The 15,108-nt window shown below is 61.2% G+C and carries 16 protein-coding genes; 6 read left to right on the plus strand and 10 right to left on the minus strand.

The genetic code is table 11. From position 1 onward, the window contains the following. Nucleotides 1–70: 70 nt before the first annotated feature. The 5 genes from ACFVTE_RS03385 to ACFVTE_RS03405 all read right to left on the minus strand — a co-directional run bounded on the left by ACFVTE_RS03385 (nucleotide 71) and on the right by ACFVTE_RS03405 (nucleotide 4,326). Nucleotides 71–1,480, minus strand: a complete 1,410-nt coding sequence (locus ACFVTE_RS03385) for an NAD-dependent succinate-semialdehyde dehydrogenase (protein WP_387096826.1) — start codon at nucleotides 1,478–1,480, stop codon at nucleotides 71–73. After that, nucleotides 1,477–2,469: a fumarylacetoacetate hydrolase family protein gene (locus tag ACFVTE_RS03390; RefSeq protein ID WP_387096829.1), complete on the minus strand. Its 993-nt coding sequence runs from the start codon at nucleotides 2,467–2,469 to the stop codon at nucleotides 1,477–1,479. The genes ACFVTE_RS03385 and ACFVTE_RS03390 overlap by 4 nt, the downstream gene beginning before the upstream one ends. Then, complete coding sequence (locus ACFVTE_RS03395) at nucleotides 2,469–2,762, minus strand: putative quinol monooxygenase (protein WP_387096832.1); 294 nt, start codon at nucleotides 2,760–2,762, stop codon at nucleotides 2,469–2,471. Before ACFVTE_RS03395 ends, ACFVTE_RS03390 begins: the two co-directional genes overlap by 1 nt. A gap of 43 nt (nucleotides 2,763–2,805) precedes the next feature. After that, nucleotides 2,806–3,315, minus strand: a complete 510-nt coding sequence (locus ACFVTE_RS03400; RefSeq protein WP_387096835.1) for an RpiB/LacA/LacB family sugar-phosphate isomerase — start codon at nucleotides 3,313–3,315, stop codon at nucleotides 2,806–2,808. Nucleotides 3,316–3,390: 75 nt separating this feature from the next. Then, nucleotides 3,391–4,326, minus strand: coding sequence for a VOC family protein (locus ACFVTE_RS03405; RefSeq protein WP_387096838.1), 936 nt, complete (start codon nucleotides 4,324–4,326; stop codon nucleotides 3,391–3,393). 159 nt (nucleotides 4,327–4,485) lie between these two features. Here ACFVTE_RS03405 and ACFVTE_RS03410 point away from each other — a divergent pair, with 159 nt between their 5' ends. The 6 genes from ACFVTE_RS03410 (at nucleotide 4,486) to ACFVTE_RS03435 (ending at nucleotide 9,628) form a co-directional block, all read left to right on the plus strand. After that, complete coding sequence (locus ACFVTE_RS03410) at nucleotides 4,486–5,382, plus strand: LysR family transcriptional regulator (RefSeq protein WP_387096841.1); 897 nt, start codon at nucleotides 4,486–4,488, stop codon at nucleotides 5,380–5,382. Between the two features lie 118 nt (nucleotides 5,383–5,500). Beyond that, a complete protein-coding gene (locus ACFVTE_RS03415; protein ID WP_387096843.1) occupies nucleotides 5,501–6,619 on the plus strand; it encodes an FAD-dependent monooxygenase in 1,119 nt (372 codons plus the stop codon). A gap of 34 nt (nucleotides 6,620–6,653) precedes the next feature. Beyond that, complete coding sequence (locus tag ACFVTE_RS03420) at nucleotides 6,654–7,193, plus strand: cupin domain-containing protein (RefSeq protein WP_387096846.1); 540 nt, start codon at nucleotides 6,654–6,656, stop codon at nucleotides 7,191–7,193. 11 nt (nucleotides 7,194–7,204) lie between these two features. Further along, a complete protein-coding gene (locus tag ACFVTE_RS03425) occupies nucleotides 7,205–7,618 on the plus strand; it encodes a VOC family protein (protein ID WP_387096849.1) in 414 nt (137 codons plus the stop codon). Beyond that, nucleotides 7,615–8,451, plus strand: a complete 837-nt coding sequence (locus tag ACFVTE_RS03430; protein ID WP_387096852.1) for an SDR family NAD(P)-dependent oxidoreductase — start codon at nucleotides 7,615–7,617, stop codon at nucleotides 8,449–8,451. Before ACFVTE_RS03425 ends, ACFVTE_RS03430 begins: the two co-directional genes overlap by 4 nt. Beyond that, a complete protein-coding gene (locus ACFVTE_RS03435) occupies nucleotides 8,444–9,628 on the plus strand; it encodes an alpha/beta hydrolase family protein (protein WP_387096855.1) in 1,185 nt (394 codons plus the stop codon). The genes ACFVTE_RS03430 and ACFVTE_RS03435 overlap by 8 nt, the downstream gene beginning before the upstream one ends. Nucleotides 9,629–9,806: 178 nt before the next feature. On the opposite strand, the gene ACFVTE_RS03440 is transcribed toward ACFVTE_RS03435, so the two are convergent. The 5 genes from ACFVTE_RS03440 to ACFVTE_RS03460 all read right to left on the minus strand — a co-directional run bounded on the left by ACFVTE_RS03440 (nucleotide 9,807) and on the right by ACFVTE_RS03460 (nucleotide 15,107). Next, a complete protein-coding gene (locus tag ACFVTE_RS03440) occupies nucleotides 9,807–10,934 on the minus strand; it encodes a Gfo/Idh/MocA family oxidoreductase (RefSeq protein WP_387096858.1) in 1,128 nt (375 codons plus the stop codon). Between the two features lie 97 nt (nucleotides 10,935–11,031). Further along, nucleotides 11,032–12,033 carry a sugar phosphate isomerase/epimerase family protein gene (locus ACFVTE_RS03445; RefSeq protein WP_387096861.1) on the minus strand — a complete coding sequence of 334 codons (1,002 nt, stop codon included), beginning with the start codon at nucleotides 12,031–12,033 and terminating at the stop codon, nucleotides 11,032–11,034. After that, on the minus strand, nucleotides 12,030–13,121 hold the full coding sequence (locus ACFVTE_RS03450; protein WP_387096864.1) for a sugar phosphate isomerase/epimerase family protein: 1,092 nt from the start codon (nucleotides 13,119–13,121) through the stop codon (nucleotides 12,030–12,032). The genes ACFVTE_RS03445 and ACFVTE_RS03450 overlap by 4 nt, the downstream gene beginning before the upstream one ends. Then, on the minus strand, nucleotides 13,118–13,525 hold the full coding sequence (locus ACFVTE_RS03455; RefSeq protein ID WP_387096867.1) for a DUF6379 domain-containing protein: 408 nt from the start codon (nucleotides 13,523–13,525) through the stop codon (nucleotides 13,118–13,120). The genes ACFVTE_RS03450 and ACFVTE_RS03455 overlap by 4 nt, the downstream gene beginning before the upstream one ends. Continuing rightward, the gene (locus ACFVTE_RS03460; protein WP_387096870.1) at nucleotides 13,515–15,107 is read right to left on the minus strand and encodes a GMC oxidoreductase; all 1,593 of its coding nucleotides are present in this window, start codon (nucleotides 15,105–15,107) and stop codon (nucleotides 13,515–13,517) included. The genes ACFVTE_RS03455 and ACFVTE_RS03460 overlap by 11 nt, the downstream gene beginning before the upstream one ends. Nucleotide 15,108: the final 1 nt, after the last annotated feature.

The following is a 15,108-nucleotide window of genomic DNA, read 5'->3' on the forward strand; positions in this document are numbered from 1 at the left end:
TCCTTTCACCTGCTGAGCCAACCGCGTTTCAGCCTATCCGAACCCATCCACGGGCGGGAATAGACCTTCCCTAGTCGATGCTGAGCGAGGCCGTCCAGACAGAACGGATGTTGGTGAACTCGCGCATGCCCTCCACGGACAGTTCGCGTCCGTACCCGCTGAGTTTGGTACCGCCGAACGGGAGCCTCGGGTCAGAGGCAACTACGCCGTTGACGAAAAGGGCACCCGATTCAATATCCCCGCCAAGACGCAGACCCTCGGCCACGTCACCCGTCCATATGCTGGCTCCCAGCCCGTACCGGGTACTGTCGGCGTACTCGATTGCCCGTTCCGGTGATTCTGCTCGGATGATTGCCATGACTGGACCGAAGGTTTCCTCCGTGAAGACGGGCATGTCGGGTGTGACGTCAGCAAGGACGGTCGGTTCATAGTAGTTGCCCGGACCCGGGATCTTTCTACCGCCTGCGAGGAGGCGTGCTCCCAGGGCGATGGAGTCTTGAACCTGCCGGTCGATGTCGTCAACGAAGGAGGGCTTCGCCAGAGGGCCAATCTGGGTTGCCGGATCCAGCGGCGCCCCAACCACGAGGGCTTCGACGGCGGGGACGACGAGTCGCTCGAATTCGTCCGCCGCGGATGCTTCCACGATGATCCGTTTTGCACACAGGCAGCTCTGTCCGGCATTTCCGAAGCGTGCCTTTACCGCGTTTGGTATGACGGCCGTCAGCGGGGCGTCCGCAAGGACAACGAAGGGGTCCGACCCGCCCAGTTCGAGCACGGTCTTTTTCAGGGCCCGGCCCGCTGCTTCGGCGACAGTGGCTCCAGCTGCTTCGCTGCCGGTCAACGTCACGGCCGCCACACGGCTGTCGGCGATGATCTCGTTGACCAGGGCGTGGTTATTGAGGACGAGGGACGTGAACAGCCCCGGCGGAAAACCCGCGCGTTCAATGATGTCCTGCAGGGCAAGGGAGCAGCCAGTGACGTTGGAGGCGTGTTTCAGCAGCCCACCGTTTCCTGCCGCAAGAGTTGGTGCGGCAAACCGTATGACCTGCCAGTAAGGGAAATTCCACGGCATGACAGCGAGGACAACACCTATGGGCTCGTATGAGATGAATGACCTCTCGGCGTTGGTTTCTACGGGGGTAGGTGCAAGAAATTCCTCGGCATTGTCGGCGTAGTAGTCGCAGGCAGTGGCGCATTTGAGTACTTCGGCCACGGCCTCCGTTACGGGCTTGCCCATTTCCTGGCTGATCAGTTGTGCGTGCTGGCTGGCTTCCTCCCGGAGCAACTCCGCCAAGCGGCGCAGGGGTGTGATCCGGTCTGCAACCTTGGTCTTGCGCCAGATGCGTTGAGCAGCGGCAGCCCGGGTCAGGAAATTGTCCAGTTCGTTCCTGGACAGTGATGGGTAGCTGCTCAGGGATGCACCGGTGCTCGGATCCGTCATCGTCACTGTGGCTGCACGCGTTGCGCTCTCCAGCATCATGGTGTTGCGTCCTCACATAAGTGGTGTTCGTTGGGTTGGTTGGTGCTGCCGTTTCTACGGGCGGCGGGTACCCGGTGTCCGGGGCTTCGTTGCCCGCTTATTCGGTTCTTGATGGTGCCCAGACCCTCGACGGTCATGCTCACGACGTCGCCAACGGCCAGCGGGGGCGGGTCCTGGACGCCACGGCGTCCCCAAAATTCGGCCAAGGCTCCGCCGGAGCATGTTCCAGTGGCCAGGACATCCCCTGCTCCGACCCACGCGTCTCGGGAAGCGTGAACGAGCAGCTCTTCGAAAGTCCATGCCATGTTGGCGAGGTTGTCCTGACCTACCAGGTTGCCGTTGACACTGACTGTCATCGTCAGGTTCAGCCGGTCGCCCGACCGGTAGCTTTCGAGCTCATCGGGTGTAGTAATCCAGGGCCCCAGGGTATTGGCAAAGTCTTTGCCCTTGGACGGGCCCAGCGATACCTGCATTTCCCGCTTCTGGATGTCCCGTGCCGACCAATCATTGAATACGGCGTAGCCGACGATCTTGCTGGCAGCGTCTTCCGGGGATACGTCACGGACGCGTTCGCCAATAATGGCAGCGACTTCCAATTCGAAGTCCAGGGCTTTAGTCAAGGGCGGCATGGGGATGTCATCGTTGGGGCCAGTGAGGGAATGAGGGTTCATAAACAGGAAGGCAGGGGCTTCGTACCAAGCCTGAGCCACTCCCCCGGCTCCGGCCACTGATTTTGAGACGCCGACGACATGCTCTTCGAAGACGACGAAGTCCCGCATTGCTCCCGGGTGGTATGGGGCCAGCAACGTGACTTCGTTCAGAGGCCGCCCACCGCGGGAGATAGCTTCTTCTTCCATTTGGTCCCGCCGGCCTTTGGGCAGGCAAAGGACCTCCACGAGTTCAGCACTGGGTTCCAGTGGGTAGATATCGCCGCCGACGACGGCCCCGATTTGGGCGGGACCGCCGTCGCTGTAGCGGGCAATGCGCATCAGTAGTCGAGGGTTTCGTACAGCTCGCGTACGCGGGACTCGAGTTCGGGGATGGCCTTGCCCAGGGCGTGCTCCTTGAAATGGTCATACTGGCCGTGGGCCGCGAAAGCGTCCGCGTCCTTATAGACCTCGAAAATGCGGAAGATGTTAGGTACTTCGGGATCGACGTAGGACTGGTAGTAGATGTTTCCGGGCTCGGTACGAGTCGCGGGCGACAGGTGCTCCAGTGCCTCGCGGACGATCTCTTCGCTTCCGGGCTTGACGGTCCAGATTGCGTTGCAGACAAATGCCATGGTCTTATTTCCTTTTTGTTGGTTGTGGCGGATAGGAACCAGGTCAGGCCGGGGTGGACTCCGCGGAGGCGTCGATCATCCAGCCTTCGATGGTTCCGGAGTTCTCGAATTCGGCGGTGTGGAGGATTCGTCGGACGTCCGCCTCTCCGAACTCGAATTTTTCTGCGAGGAACACTTCGGTCAGCGACAGCGCGTCGGTGACGGTTTTCGTCCGTGCACCCAGGGTCAGGACGTTCGCGTCGTTATGGTTTCTGGCCTCTTTGAGAGAGGCGGCGTCCCACCCGACGACGGCCCGGATTCCTTTGACCTTGTTCGCAGTAATTTGTTCCCCGACACCGGTTGCTCCGACGATGATTCCAAGAGAGGTCCTGCCCAGGTCTTCGTCCGCGATGACGGCTTGTCCGGCGGCCACCGTGAACTTCGGGTAGTCATCACCGTCATCGAACTCGGGCGCGCCGTAGTAGTTCACGTCGTGACCTAGGCGCCGGAGTTCGACGAGCAGGTTCTGGGCCAGCTGGAAGCCGGCATGGTCGGCCGAGAGGTGGATGCGCACGTGGTGCTCCTGGGGTTTGTTCTGGTGAAGTTTCCGGCGGCGCCGGATCGATGAGTGGAGTGGGCGGGTCGGTGATTACACCGGCGGGGCCACATGCAGCCCAAGGTCTACATCGTTGAAGGATTCACGGGCGACAAGTTCATTCATCGGGTTGGCCGTTCCCCACTGGTCCTGGGTATCGATGTCCTTGATGTCCATGATGCTGGGGTGCCAGCTGTCCTCGTCGATGCTTCGCAAAGCGGTCGTGTATTCGACGGTGTTGCCCATGGGGTCAAGAAAGTAGGAAAACGTGTTGTCACCGGCGTTGTGGCGTCCCGGTCCCCAGACAAGCCGTGCACCCGAGCGAAGAACGCGACCGGTTCCGCGCATCCATTCTTCCAAGCCGCGCATTTCGAAGGAGGCATGGTGCAGGGACGCGTGCGGGCCACGGGCGATTGCGAAGGAGTGGTGCAGCTCGTTGCAGCGCATGAAGTACATCATGTCCCCCATTTCCTCGCTGTGGAGGATGTCACTGACCGCGAACTGGAGGTGCTCCTCGTACCACTTACGCGTCGCTTCGGGGTTGGGTGAGTTCACGACGACGTGGGAGATCCGGATGGGGATCGCTTCGCGTTCCTGGATCTTCCGGTGGTACCGGAGAGCAACGTCTGCGGAGACTTCCAGTGTCCGGCCGTCGCCATCGAAGAACCGGAAGCCATAACCGCCGCCCGGAGTTTTTAGTGTCCCCGGCTCGGTGATGAGCTGGACACCCGCGTTACTAAGTTGGTGGGCGAGCGTATCAACATCGTCGGGAGTAGCGGCGCCGAAGGCCACGAGGTCGATCCGCTTAGCTGCCTTGCGGAGCCTAAGAATGTAGTATTCCGGTGAACCCGTGGCAGAAAGATAAACGACGTCCTCATCCCTGGTTACTTCGTTGAGGCCCCAGACATTGGTGTAGAACTTGACGGCGGTGTCCAGGTCCGGAACGGCGAGGTCCAGGTGCCTCAGGTGTGTGATAAGCCGTTTCGTCATTGGTGGATCTCCATATCTTTTCTCGAGCGCGTCGTCGCGTCGGATCAACTCTTTTTCGATCGTATGGGGGCCTCCGAGAGCGGGGAAATACTCGATTGCGATACCTAGCATTGACACAATGATGGCAACGACCGTCTCACCGATGAGGGAAAACATTTAATGACGATTGCTGCACGGGATTTGAACCTACTCGTCTCCCTGCTGGCGTTGCTGGAGGAGGCGAACGTTTCCCGCGCCGCCGAGCGCTTGGGCATTGGCCAGCCGGCGATGAGTTCGGCATTGGCCCGGCTGCGCAGGCATTACAAGGATGAATTGCTCCTGCGGGTTGGCCGGGACTATGAACTGACACCCCAGGCGCGCCTGCTGCTGCCCCAGCTTCGGCAGACGGTGGCCATGATGGAGCTGGCATTGGGCATTGATGAGATTTTCGACCCGGCGACAAGTACCAGAACGTTCACAATTCTGGCCTCGGACTACCCTGCGGTTGAACTCAGGGACAGGCTGGCGGCAGCGGCCGTAGCTGCTCCCCGCGTTCGCCTTGAAGTTCTTCCCCTCCCTGAGGTCCCGTCCTACACTGACCGGGAGCTTCTCGCGCATGACTTTGCCGTCTTGGTCCCCGGCGGCGGGTTTGAAGGCCGGAGCCATCTTCTCTTCACGGACGAATACGTCTGCCTTGTTGATCAAAAGAACGAGCGGACCAGGGATGGCTTTCTCAGCTGGGAAGACTTTACGAAGTTGCCCCATGCAGTTGCCGGCTTCGGTCAGGGGCACAGAACCCCTGCCGACCGGGTATTGCTGCAGCTTGGCTTTGCACGGCAGGCCAGGGTGAAAACGAACGGCTGGCTCCCGTTGCCCGCCATTGTTGCAGGCACCGATCTTGTTGCCCTGGTCCCTGCGAGGCTGGCTGACCGCTTGGGGCCACTGACCGGAACCATCGGGCTGCCTACCCCCTTTGATCCGGTACCCATTGTTGAGACCCTGTGGTGGCATGCATCCAAGGACTCCGATCCGGGGCATCGTTGGTTGCGGACCTTTCTCACTGCCGAGGCCGGGTAGCCGCCTCCGTTGCATGCCTTTGGGCAATAGGTGACATCCTCACGGACCATTTCCCGAGTACTGGCCACTTCACTAGCGTGATCCGAAACAGATGTGGCTGTGCAATGGAAGGATCAAAATGACCGTGGCAAAGGTGCTGGTCGTCGGTGGAGGCATCACCGGAACGGTGGCAGCAATCGCGCTGGCCCAGCGGGGGATCAAGGTGACCCTCGCAGAAAAGTCATCGAAGTACTTCGGTGTTGGACATGGGATCACCATCCAGGGAAATGCTCTGAAAGCGTTGGCTCAGATTGGTGTGGCTGAGCAGGTTCTGGCGAAGGGAGTCCCGTTCGATTCGGTCTCAGTCCGACATGCCGATGGACATGAACTGGTCAGGGTCCAGACGGCAAAAACCGGCGGTGAAGAGCTTCCTTCGACTATGGGCACGCTTCGCTCCGACTTGCAGACCATCCTGGTCGGCAAGCTTCACGAGTCCGGTGTCGATTTGCGGCTGGGCCTGAGCCTGACAGGTTTCACGGAGGGACCGGACAACATTGATGCCCACCTTTCTGATGGCTCGACGGAGACGTTTGATCTCATCATTGGGGCAGACGGAATCCGGTCGCACACCCGGACCCTCATCGGTATCACGGAAAATCCGGCCCCTTCCGGCATGGGCATCTGGAGGGTCGTCACTGGACGGACCCCGGCCATGGACACAGCGGCTGTCTACTATCACGGGCCTGCCTACAAGGCCGGGTACGCCCCGATCTCGGAGACCCAGTGCTACGCCTACATCCTCACCGACCCCGCGGGCGGCAAGGAGGACGGGTGGACTGACGCTGAAACTGTCAGGAAACTAGCCGAAAATTACCGCGGCACATGGGATTACCTCCGCGACAGCATCACCGAAGCCACCTTCGTTAACTTCTCACCGATCGAATGGCTCCTGGTTGAAGGACCGTGGCACAAAGGCCGCATCATCATGATTGGTGACGCCGTCCACGCCTGCCCGCCGCTGGTCGCCCAGGGTGCTGCCATGTGCACCGAAGACGCGGTGTTGCTGGCGGACTATGCCACCCGCGACGGCGATCTTGAAGCCAACCTGACTGCTTTCGAAGCACGCCGCAAACCACGGGTGAAGCTGGTTCTGGACGCATCCCTGCAAATGGCCGAGTGGGAAATCCACCCGGACGCCGAGGGAGACCCGGCAGGGCTGATGGCCGACACACTGACGAAGCTCGCAGCCCCCGCCTAGGGCAGACACCCACCCATCTCTTAGAAGGACCACCATGAATACCATTCCGCGGCGGGTTGTTACCGGCCACGATTCCAAGGGCGTTTCCCGTGTCATTTCCGATGGCCCCGTACCAGTCCACCGGGACCTGCCCGAGGACGGTGTCGCATTTTTTGAAGTCTGGCAGACCGACCAGACTCCGGCGCTGCTGTACCCCGAGGAGCCCAGCGAGCCGACAAACCGGGATTTGCGTGTCCCGCCGGGACCGAACGGGACAAAGATCCGCATCAACGAGTTCAGGCCCGGGCACATCAATGCCCATGGACTTCAGTCGCCCGTACACAGGACGGAATCCGTCGACTACGGGGTAGTCCTGGAAGGCGAAATTGTTTTGGTGCTCGATGACAGCGAAGTCACCCTTAAAGCCGGCGACATCGTTGTGCAGCGAGGCACGGACCACGCATGGGTTAACCGGGCAGATACGTCGGCACGCGTCGCGTTCATACTTGTAGACGGCAAGTTCACCCCGGAACTGACGTCAATCCTGCCCGAGGACGTCCGTTCCCGCCTGATGCTGGCTGGCCCGAAAGACTAGAGCCCAGCCACATGAACATTGATCACATCGGTCTCAGCGTTGAGAACATTGATGCGCAGATCAGGTGGTACGGGCAGGCCTTGGGTATGAAGGTGGTCAAGGAGTTCACTGTGCAGGAACCGCCCATCAAGGGCGTGTTTCTGACAGGCAATGGACTCGTCCTGGAACTCCTGGAGAGGGCCGGGTCCCTTCCCAGACCCGCCACAACTACTCCCATGGACGCCCTGCTGACCCGCGGTTATGGGCACATTTGCCTCCGTGTCACTGACCTCGGAGCAATCCACCACAGCCTACTCAAAGCCGGGGCATGCGAAATCATGGCCCCGCAGGGCGCTCCCGAAGCCGGGATCCGCATGTCATTCATCGCGGATCCCGAAGGAAACCTGATCGAGCTCATCGATGACGAAAGCCTGGTAGACACATGACGAAACCACAACCCATGCACCTGCCTGATCTGGCCGGTAAGACCATCATCATCACCGGAGCCAACGGCGGTCAGGGCCGGGCCGAAGTGGAACTGCTCCTAGCCAACGGCGCTACGGTCATCGCCACTGACCTAGCACCCGAACCGGGGAAAGAGCTGGCTGCCACAGCCGACGGTTTGGCGGGCGTGCTGCATTACCGGTGCCTTGATGTTGCTTCCGCTGCGGGCTGGAATGAACTCGCTCATTGGCTGACGGCACAAGACAACGGGGTGCACGGGCTCGTAAACAACGCCGGCATCCCGCACCGGGCCCGCATTTCCGACATAGAAGAATCCGACTGGAACCGGGTCATGGCGATTAACCTGACCGGACCCATGCTCGGCATCCAGGCACTGTCACCACTGATGAAAGCCGGTGCTTCAATCGTTAACATCGGCTCGTCTGCTGCCCTCAACGCTCATCACACGGTGGCCTACACTGCAAGCAAATGGGGCCTTCGTGGACTCACCCACTGCGTGGCCACACAGCTCGGTCCGCTAGGAATCCGCACCAATATCGTGCACCCGGGTTACATCGAAACACCGATGATGGCAGCAGCGCCGCAGGTGATGACCGGTGCGCAGTTAGCCCTCACCCCATTGGAACGCACCGGCCAGCCCGAGGAGATCGCCGCTGTCGTCGCTTTCCTTCTCTCCGAGGCTGCAGCATATGTCTGCGGCGCCGAAATCCCTGTGGACGGCGGATTCACCTCCTCCGCAGGGGTCAAGTACATGTCCGATATCATCGCCGCTGCCGCGGCCAACAACCACCCTACGGAGCCAGCAAGTGTTTGAATACTTTCCCACCAATTACGTCTGGAGTCTCAGCGTTGTCGCCACGCTGAACAACGGAGGTCTCATCGACGAAGTGGACAGGGCGTGCAAGCCGGTACTCGAGGCGGCCAAGAACGGGGATGACGCCGGCACGGAAGAGCTCTACGCCGCCTGGGTGGCAGTGGCCGACCAGCTGATCACCTCCGCTGAGGCAGACGAGGCAGCCGGCCGCACCATCGCGGCCGGCGATAAGTTCTATCGGGCCAGCCTCTACGTATCCCAGGCCGAACGGCTGCAGTCCCCCACCTGGTCAGGACGAACCAAGGCGTACCAAAAGTCCATCGACCTGCTCCTGCGCAGCGTCCGGTACCGGGACCCGGCCTTCAGCCGGGTGGAAGTCCCCTACGAGGACACGTCACTGCCGGCCTACTTTCTCAAAGCCGAACGAGCCGACGGCCGCCCCGCTCCGGTGATGATCCAGTGGAATGGCCTGGATAGCACCAAGGAGATGATGTATTATTCCGGATTCGCGCACGAGCTGGCCCGCCGAGGCATCTCAACCCTTATGGTCGACACCCCTGGAAGCGGCGAAGCGCTGCGTCTGCGCGGATTGACCGCGCGCTACGACACCGAACACTGGGCGGCCGCTTGCGTGGACTACCTTGAATCCCGGGCCGATGTCGACCCGGACCGGATCGGCATCGTGGGCTGGTCCTTGGGAGGCTACTTCGCCCCGCGCGCTGCTGCCTTCGAGAAGCGCCTTCAGCTCGTCGTCGCTTGGGGCGCTAACCACAACTGGGGTGAGGTACAGCACGGCCGCCGGCATAGGGAAGGGGAGAACCCCGTCCCCCACTACTGGGACCACGTGAAGTGGGTCTGGGGCCAGACCGACATCGAAGAATTCATGGCCGTGGCGGACAAAGTGACGCTGAACGGAGTCGTTGACAAGATCACCGTTCCGTTCCTGATCACTCACGGTATCCGGGACCGGCAGATCTCCGTCAAGTACGCCCACCAGAGCTATGAACAAGCAGTCAGTAGCCCGAATCGGGAGCTGCGGATCTTTACCGACGAAGAGGGCGGCACCGAGCACATCAGCATCGACCACATGCCCATGGCAGCGGTCTATATCGCTGACTGGATCGCAGAGGTGTTCGTCAAGACCAACGCCCCCGAAGTGACCGCGGCGAGCGTCTAAAACACGAACGTCTGAAAGCAGCCCGCTATTCTCTGAGGATGGCGGGCTGCTGCCTGTTTCCACCCGGGTTCCCTCACCGGTGGTGCGCAGTGTCCATTTGAATCCCACGAGTAAGGGGAGCCGACGGTGAGCCGGCTCCCCTTACCCGTTGTTCGGGTTTCTTCAGGGCAGTATTCAGCTATCGGGCATTGAGTGGCCCTGGCCGGGCGGCCAATGCTGGAATTCCGGCACGGGCTAGCGTCGCCGGGACTGTGACCGAAGACCGGTGGATGTGGGATTCGACGGCGGCTTCCAACACGTGCAGGCAATGGATAACGTCCTCTGGAAGAACCGGAAGGGGTGAGCCGTCAAAGAGCGTTTTGGCTAGGCGGCTGTAGAAGATCTTCCAGTTACCGCGCTCTGTGGGAATGCGCATTTCGTTGCCGTCTACAGTGAGGATGCCCTGACGTGCCGTTGGCTCCTTGCCCCAGGAGTCACTGTGTAGCGACACTTGGGACATCAGTGCTTCCTGTTGGACATCAAATCCGTCTTTAAGGAATGAACCTGCCGTGCCCTGGACTCTGAACCGGGGCACGGCAGTCGACGTATGAGCACTCATCCAAAGGTGTGTCCTGACACCACTGCCGTGCGTCAAGGCTACGAAAGCATCATCGTTCGCCCTCGCACCAGGCCGGCGCGTGTCGACTTCGGCGTAGACTGATTCGACGCAACCGAACAAGGACACCGCTTGATCCACCAGGTGGCTCCCCAGCCCGGCAAGTCCCCCGTCAAGCGCCGAGTCAGCGGCTTGGTCCCGCCACGTCGATCCGACAGCAGGAATCCATTTGGAGATGGCGCTTTCAAACCTCGTGACCTGCCCCAGGCGCCCCTCGCGCACGAGCCTGGCGACGGTAAGGAAATCACTGTCCCACCGTCTGTTCTGGAAACAGGTATAGAGCAAGCCCTTCTCCAAGGCGTTCTGATGGAGTTGCTCGGCCTCGGCAGCAGCGGTGGCCAAGGGCTTGTCCACGACGACGCCTATTCCCAAGCGGAGAAGGTCAGCGCTGAGGGCGGCATGAGAGCTGTCGGGTGTGGCGACAACCGCTATGTCAGGCCGGACCCCAGCGCGGAGCATTGCCGTGACGTCTGGAAAGACGGCCACGCCGGGGTGTTCGTTCGCTGCCATGTGTTGGCTTGCTTCCGAGCGGACAATGATCGCGGCAAGTTCCATTTCCGGGACGCTCTGCAGCAACGGAATGTGGATGCGGCGGCCGCTCATGCCGTAGCCGATGACTGCGGCCCTTAATCGTTGTGCCGGGGGCGTCAAGGGACTCCTTTGAAAAGTTGTGCCAGGGCTTGATTCACTACCGGCCAGGGGCGGAGTTTGTGCCCGTCCATGGCCGGTAATGAATCACCTTCAGCCCTCAGGCCTGTTGGTTGAAGGCCGCGTCAAATGATGCCGAAGGCCTTTCCCACAGCAGTGACCGGGTAAAGCCCAGGGCTTCCGGTGCGCCATGGAGGCGGTCCATGCCGGCGTCTTCCCACTCAACAGAGATGGGGCCGGTGTAGCCGATCGCGGTGAGGGCGCGGAAGGAAGACTCCCAAGGGACGTCGCCGCGGCCCATCGAGACGAAGTCCCAGCCGCGGCGCGGGTCGCCCCAGGGCAGGTGGGAGCCCATGACGGTGTTCCGGCCGGTGAACCGGAGCTTGGTGTCCTTGCAGTCCACGTGGTAGATCCGGTCCTTGAAGTCCCAAATAAAGGAGACGGGGTCGATACCCTGCCACATGAAGTGGGAGGGGTCCCAGTTCAGGCCGAAGGCTTCGCGGTGGCCGATGGCTTCGAGGGTGCGGACGGTGGTCCAGTAGTCGTAGGCGATCTCACTGGGGTGGACTTCGTGGGCGAAGCGGACCCCTTGTTCGTCGAAGACGTCCAGGATGGGGTTCCAGCGGTCGGCGAAGTCCTGGTAGCCGGCGTCGATGACCTTTTCCGGGACGGGCGGGAACATGGCGACGTATTGCCAGATGGAGGAGCCGGTGAACCCGACGACGGTGTCCACGCCCAGGGCACGGGCGAGCCGTGCGGTGTGTTTCATTTCCTCGGCGGCGCGGGTGCGGACGCCTTCGGGGTCGCCGTCGCCCCAGACCTTGGACCCGACGATGGCTTCGTGGCGGAAGTCGATCGGGTCATCGCAGACGGCCTGGCCTTTGAGGTGGTTGGAGATGGCCCAGACCTTCAGGTTGTACTTTTCGAGGACGGCGAGTTTGGAGTCGACGTAGCCGGGTTCGTCCCAGCGCCAGGCGTCCAGGTGGTCGCCGGAGACCGCGATTTCCAGGCCGTCATAGCCCCAGCCGGAGGCGAGCCTGGCGACTTCCTCGAAGGGGAGGTCGGCCCATTGCCCTGTAAACAGGGTCACTGGGTGGGTCATACGCTAACCCCGCTCAGCTTTCGCGCTTCTTCCGTATCGGTGATCAACCGTGACCCGGCGGCCTCGGCGGCCTTGCGGAGCGCGGCTTGTTGGCCCGCGATCTGGTCAAAGGGGTCATCCCAAGTGTTCCAGTGGAAACCTTCATATTCGCTGGAGATGACGTTTGAGTACCCGGCGTCTACGTATTCTTTGATGATTTCCGGCAGCGGAACGGAAGTTTCCGTGCCTGTGGAGTCGATCTCGTAGAACTTTCCGTGCGTGTGCACTGCCCACGGCAAAATCTCAGCCCACGCCTGGGGTGACTGGTGCCCGAACATGCCCACCGCCTGGATGGCGATGGAGAAAGCAGTCTCATGACCGCACAGAGGCGCAGCCTTGTCGGTGAACTGAACCATTTCCTCGTGGATGGCGTGATCGTCAATCAGCTGACCGCGCTTGTGAGCCTCATTCCAGTGCGATTCCGCCATTGCGATGACCTCTTCTGGAATTCCCTTCCTCCGGTAGGACTCGAGAAGAGTCCGGGGGAACTGATACATGGAAACGCCCCAGTCGGGAATGAACCCGAGATAAGGCGAGCCGAGCTTTTCGAAACGTTCGAGGTGAGCCTGGAAGATCGGGTGTTTCACCGAGTGGTGTGCGTGGATTTCGATGCCAAGCCGTACCCCTTCGCGCTCGGCGATCGGCAGGAGACGTTCCATGTCGTCGGGTGAGAGGGCGTACTGCAGACGAACGACGGGGAAACCGAGCTTCTTTGCAACGACGATCTGCTTGGTCATGTACTCGACGAGTTCGTCATTGGTAAGTGGGCGGTCGCGGCGAAGGTTAGCGTCGGCGTTGGCTCCGAAGGCGCTGGGCACCAACCCGGTTTCATCAATGATGGACCGGAACCTGCGGATGAAGTCATCGCCGACGTTGGGAAATTCCCTAATGCTCTGGAACCCGACGATTTCCAGGCCCGGTCCAAGGCCCCGCTTGGCAACGTTGCGGACGAGGTCCTCGAAGCTGACCTGACGCGAGTGGAAGAGGCGGGTGAAGCTGTAGAGTGTGACGCCCTGTACAGGGGTGCCGGGGGTCATTGCGTCGCTCATGCTATTTCCTTCATTTCCAGAGTTTTCGTGTCCCGTTCGCGGATCATCATTACGTCGTCAGCAACTGTGAGGTACGGGATGTAAAGGTTCAGCAGCACGGAAACTTCGTGCGTGGGTCCCTCGCCCAGGTCCGCCAGGTCCGGCAGTTGTCCTTCGACGATGGCGGAGTCCAGCACGTACCAGGACTTGTCGTAGCGCTCCGCGAGTTCGGCCAGGGTGTATGTCTCCCCTTCCACCGTGAACGTGATGGATTTCGTGGGCACGATCGCCTTGTCGATGCTGAACTCGATGCCACCGACTGATGACAAGGGAAGCCCCCGGTACCAGGGCATGCGAACGGAGACCGAGATGCGGTCTCCGTTCACCAGCAAAGTGTCGGGCTCAATAAGTTCTTCAGTCAGCATTGATCGTCCTTACTAGTGATCTGGTGTCGGCCCTCTGACAAATGCTTCGGGCTGTACGGACTGCCAGTGCAGCAGCCGTAAGTGTGGGGTTGCACGCGGTCGGGGTGGGGATGACGCCGTTTCCTGCAACGTAGACGTTCCTAGTACCCCAGACCCTCGCGTCGGTGTCACAGACCGAAGTCCCGTCGTTGGCCACGCCCATGCGAACGGTTCCTTGGTAGTGCAGTGAGCTTCCGTTAGGAAGAACGATGGGTTCCTCGTCGATCATTTCCCCGAGCAGCGCGGCCAGTCGGCGCACTTCGTCCGACATGGCGGCAATGGTGGCACGGTCCTTGGCAGTGAGGTTGTAATGGATGCGGATTGCCGGCATCCCCAAGTGATCGAGTTCGTCATCGCTGAACTCCACTCGGTCTTCGAACTGAAGGTCCTTGCATGCGAACCAGCCCAGGCCCACGATGGAGTCGGACCATAAGTCCTCGGAGGGAACCAGCTGGACGGGGGATGCATCCATTTGCATCACTTGGCCGTGGTACGGGTAGCTGTCACGGAGGTAGGGCACCCAGTTGACTCCGCCGACAGGTTCGATGGATGTGCGTCCTGCTTCCTTTGGGCGGTTCTTGACCTCGTCCGGGACCATGGAACTCCTGAGCCGCACGCCGGCCACAACTTCGGGCTGGTCATTAAGGTAGTGGCCCAGGGCTTTAGGTCGGATACCTGAAGCGTGCAGCAGCTGCGGTGATCTCAGCGCGTCCGCGGCGACGACCACGGCCTCTGTTCCAACGGTGTAGCGCCTCCCTGTCTCGACATCCACGACTTCCACCGCGGTGGCCGATCCGTTCTCATGAATGATTCGCCGGGCCGCCGTGGAAGCGCGTAACTCGAACCGCTCCGTGGGGCCGTTGGCGAGCTGTCCGAGGATGACATCCGGGCCGGTCCAGTACCGGCTGCCGTCGGCGTTGACGCGGACGGCCAGAGGCATGGGCTGAACCTGTCGTTTCAAGGGGCGGCCAGGATTCAGATCCCGGGCCAGAGCATTAGCGATGGCGGTGCTCAGCGGCGCGCCTGCAAAGGCGTCCTGGGTCACGCACATCAGCTCCCTTGCTTTCCCTAGAGCCTCATCGAAGTCGACGGCGGGAATGAAGTCGATGCGTTCCCCTTCGCCTGGCGGCGGGCAGGCGCACGTCCAATGGGCGCCCATCCCGCCGACGTTGCTGGACATAGCCGCAGCAACCATGCCGTCTTCACCGGGTTGGACGGATGCCTTGCCCAGCAGGAACGTCCCGGGCCGGCCTACCAGGCTCATGGGTTCGTCGACCTGTGATGCTGCCGGGTTCGAGGCGGGGGCTGCGGACCTGTGACAATCCGGTCCCTGGGAGGCGAGCTGGGCTGCTTGCCGTTGTGCCGGGTCGGCTACCGTTTTGATGTGACGCCCTGAAGGTTCGGTAATTTTCGGCCCTGCCTCAACGACGAGCACCCGCAGCCCGGGGTGTTCGTCGATGATCGTCCGTGCAGTTGCGGACCCTGCCGGGCCGCTCCCCACTACCACGACGTCGAAGTGTTCTGTTGGAATTGGGTTCTCCATC

Origin of the sequence: Arthrobacter sp. NPDC058097 (genome assembly GCF_042884885.1) — a bacterium.
GTDB lineage: Bacteria > Actinomycetota > Actinomycetes > Actinomycetales > Micrococcaceae > Arthrobacter.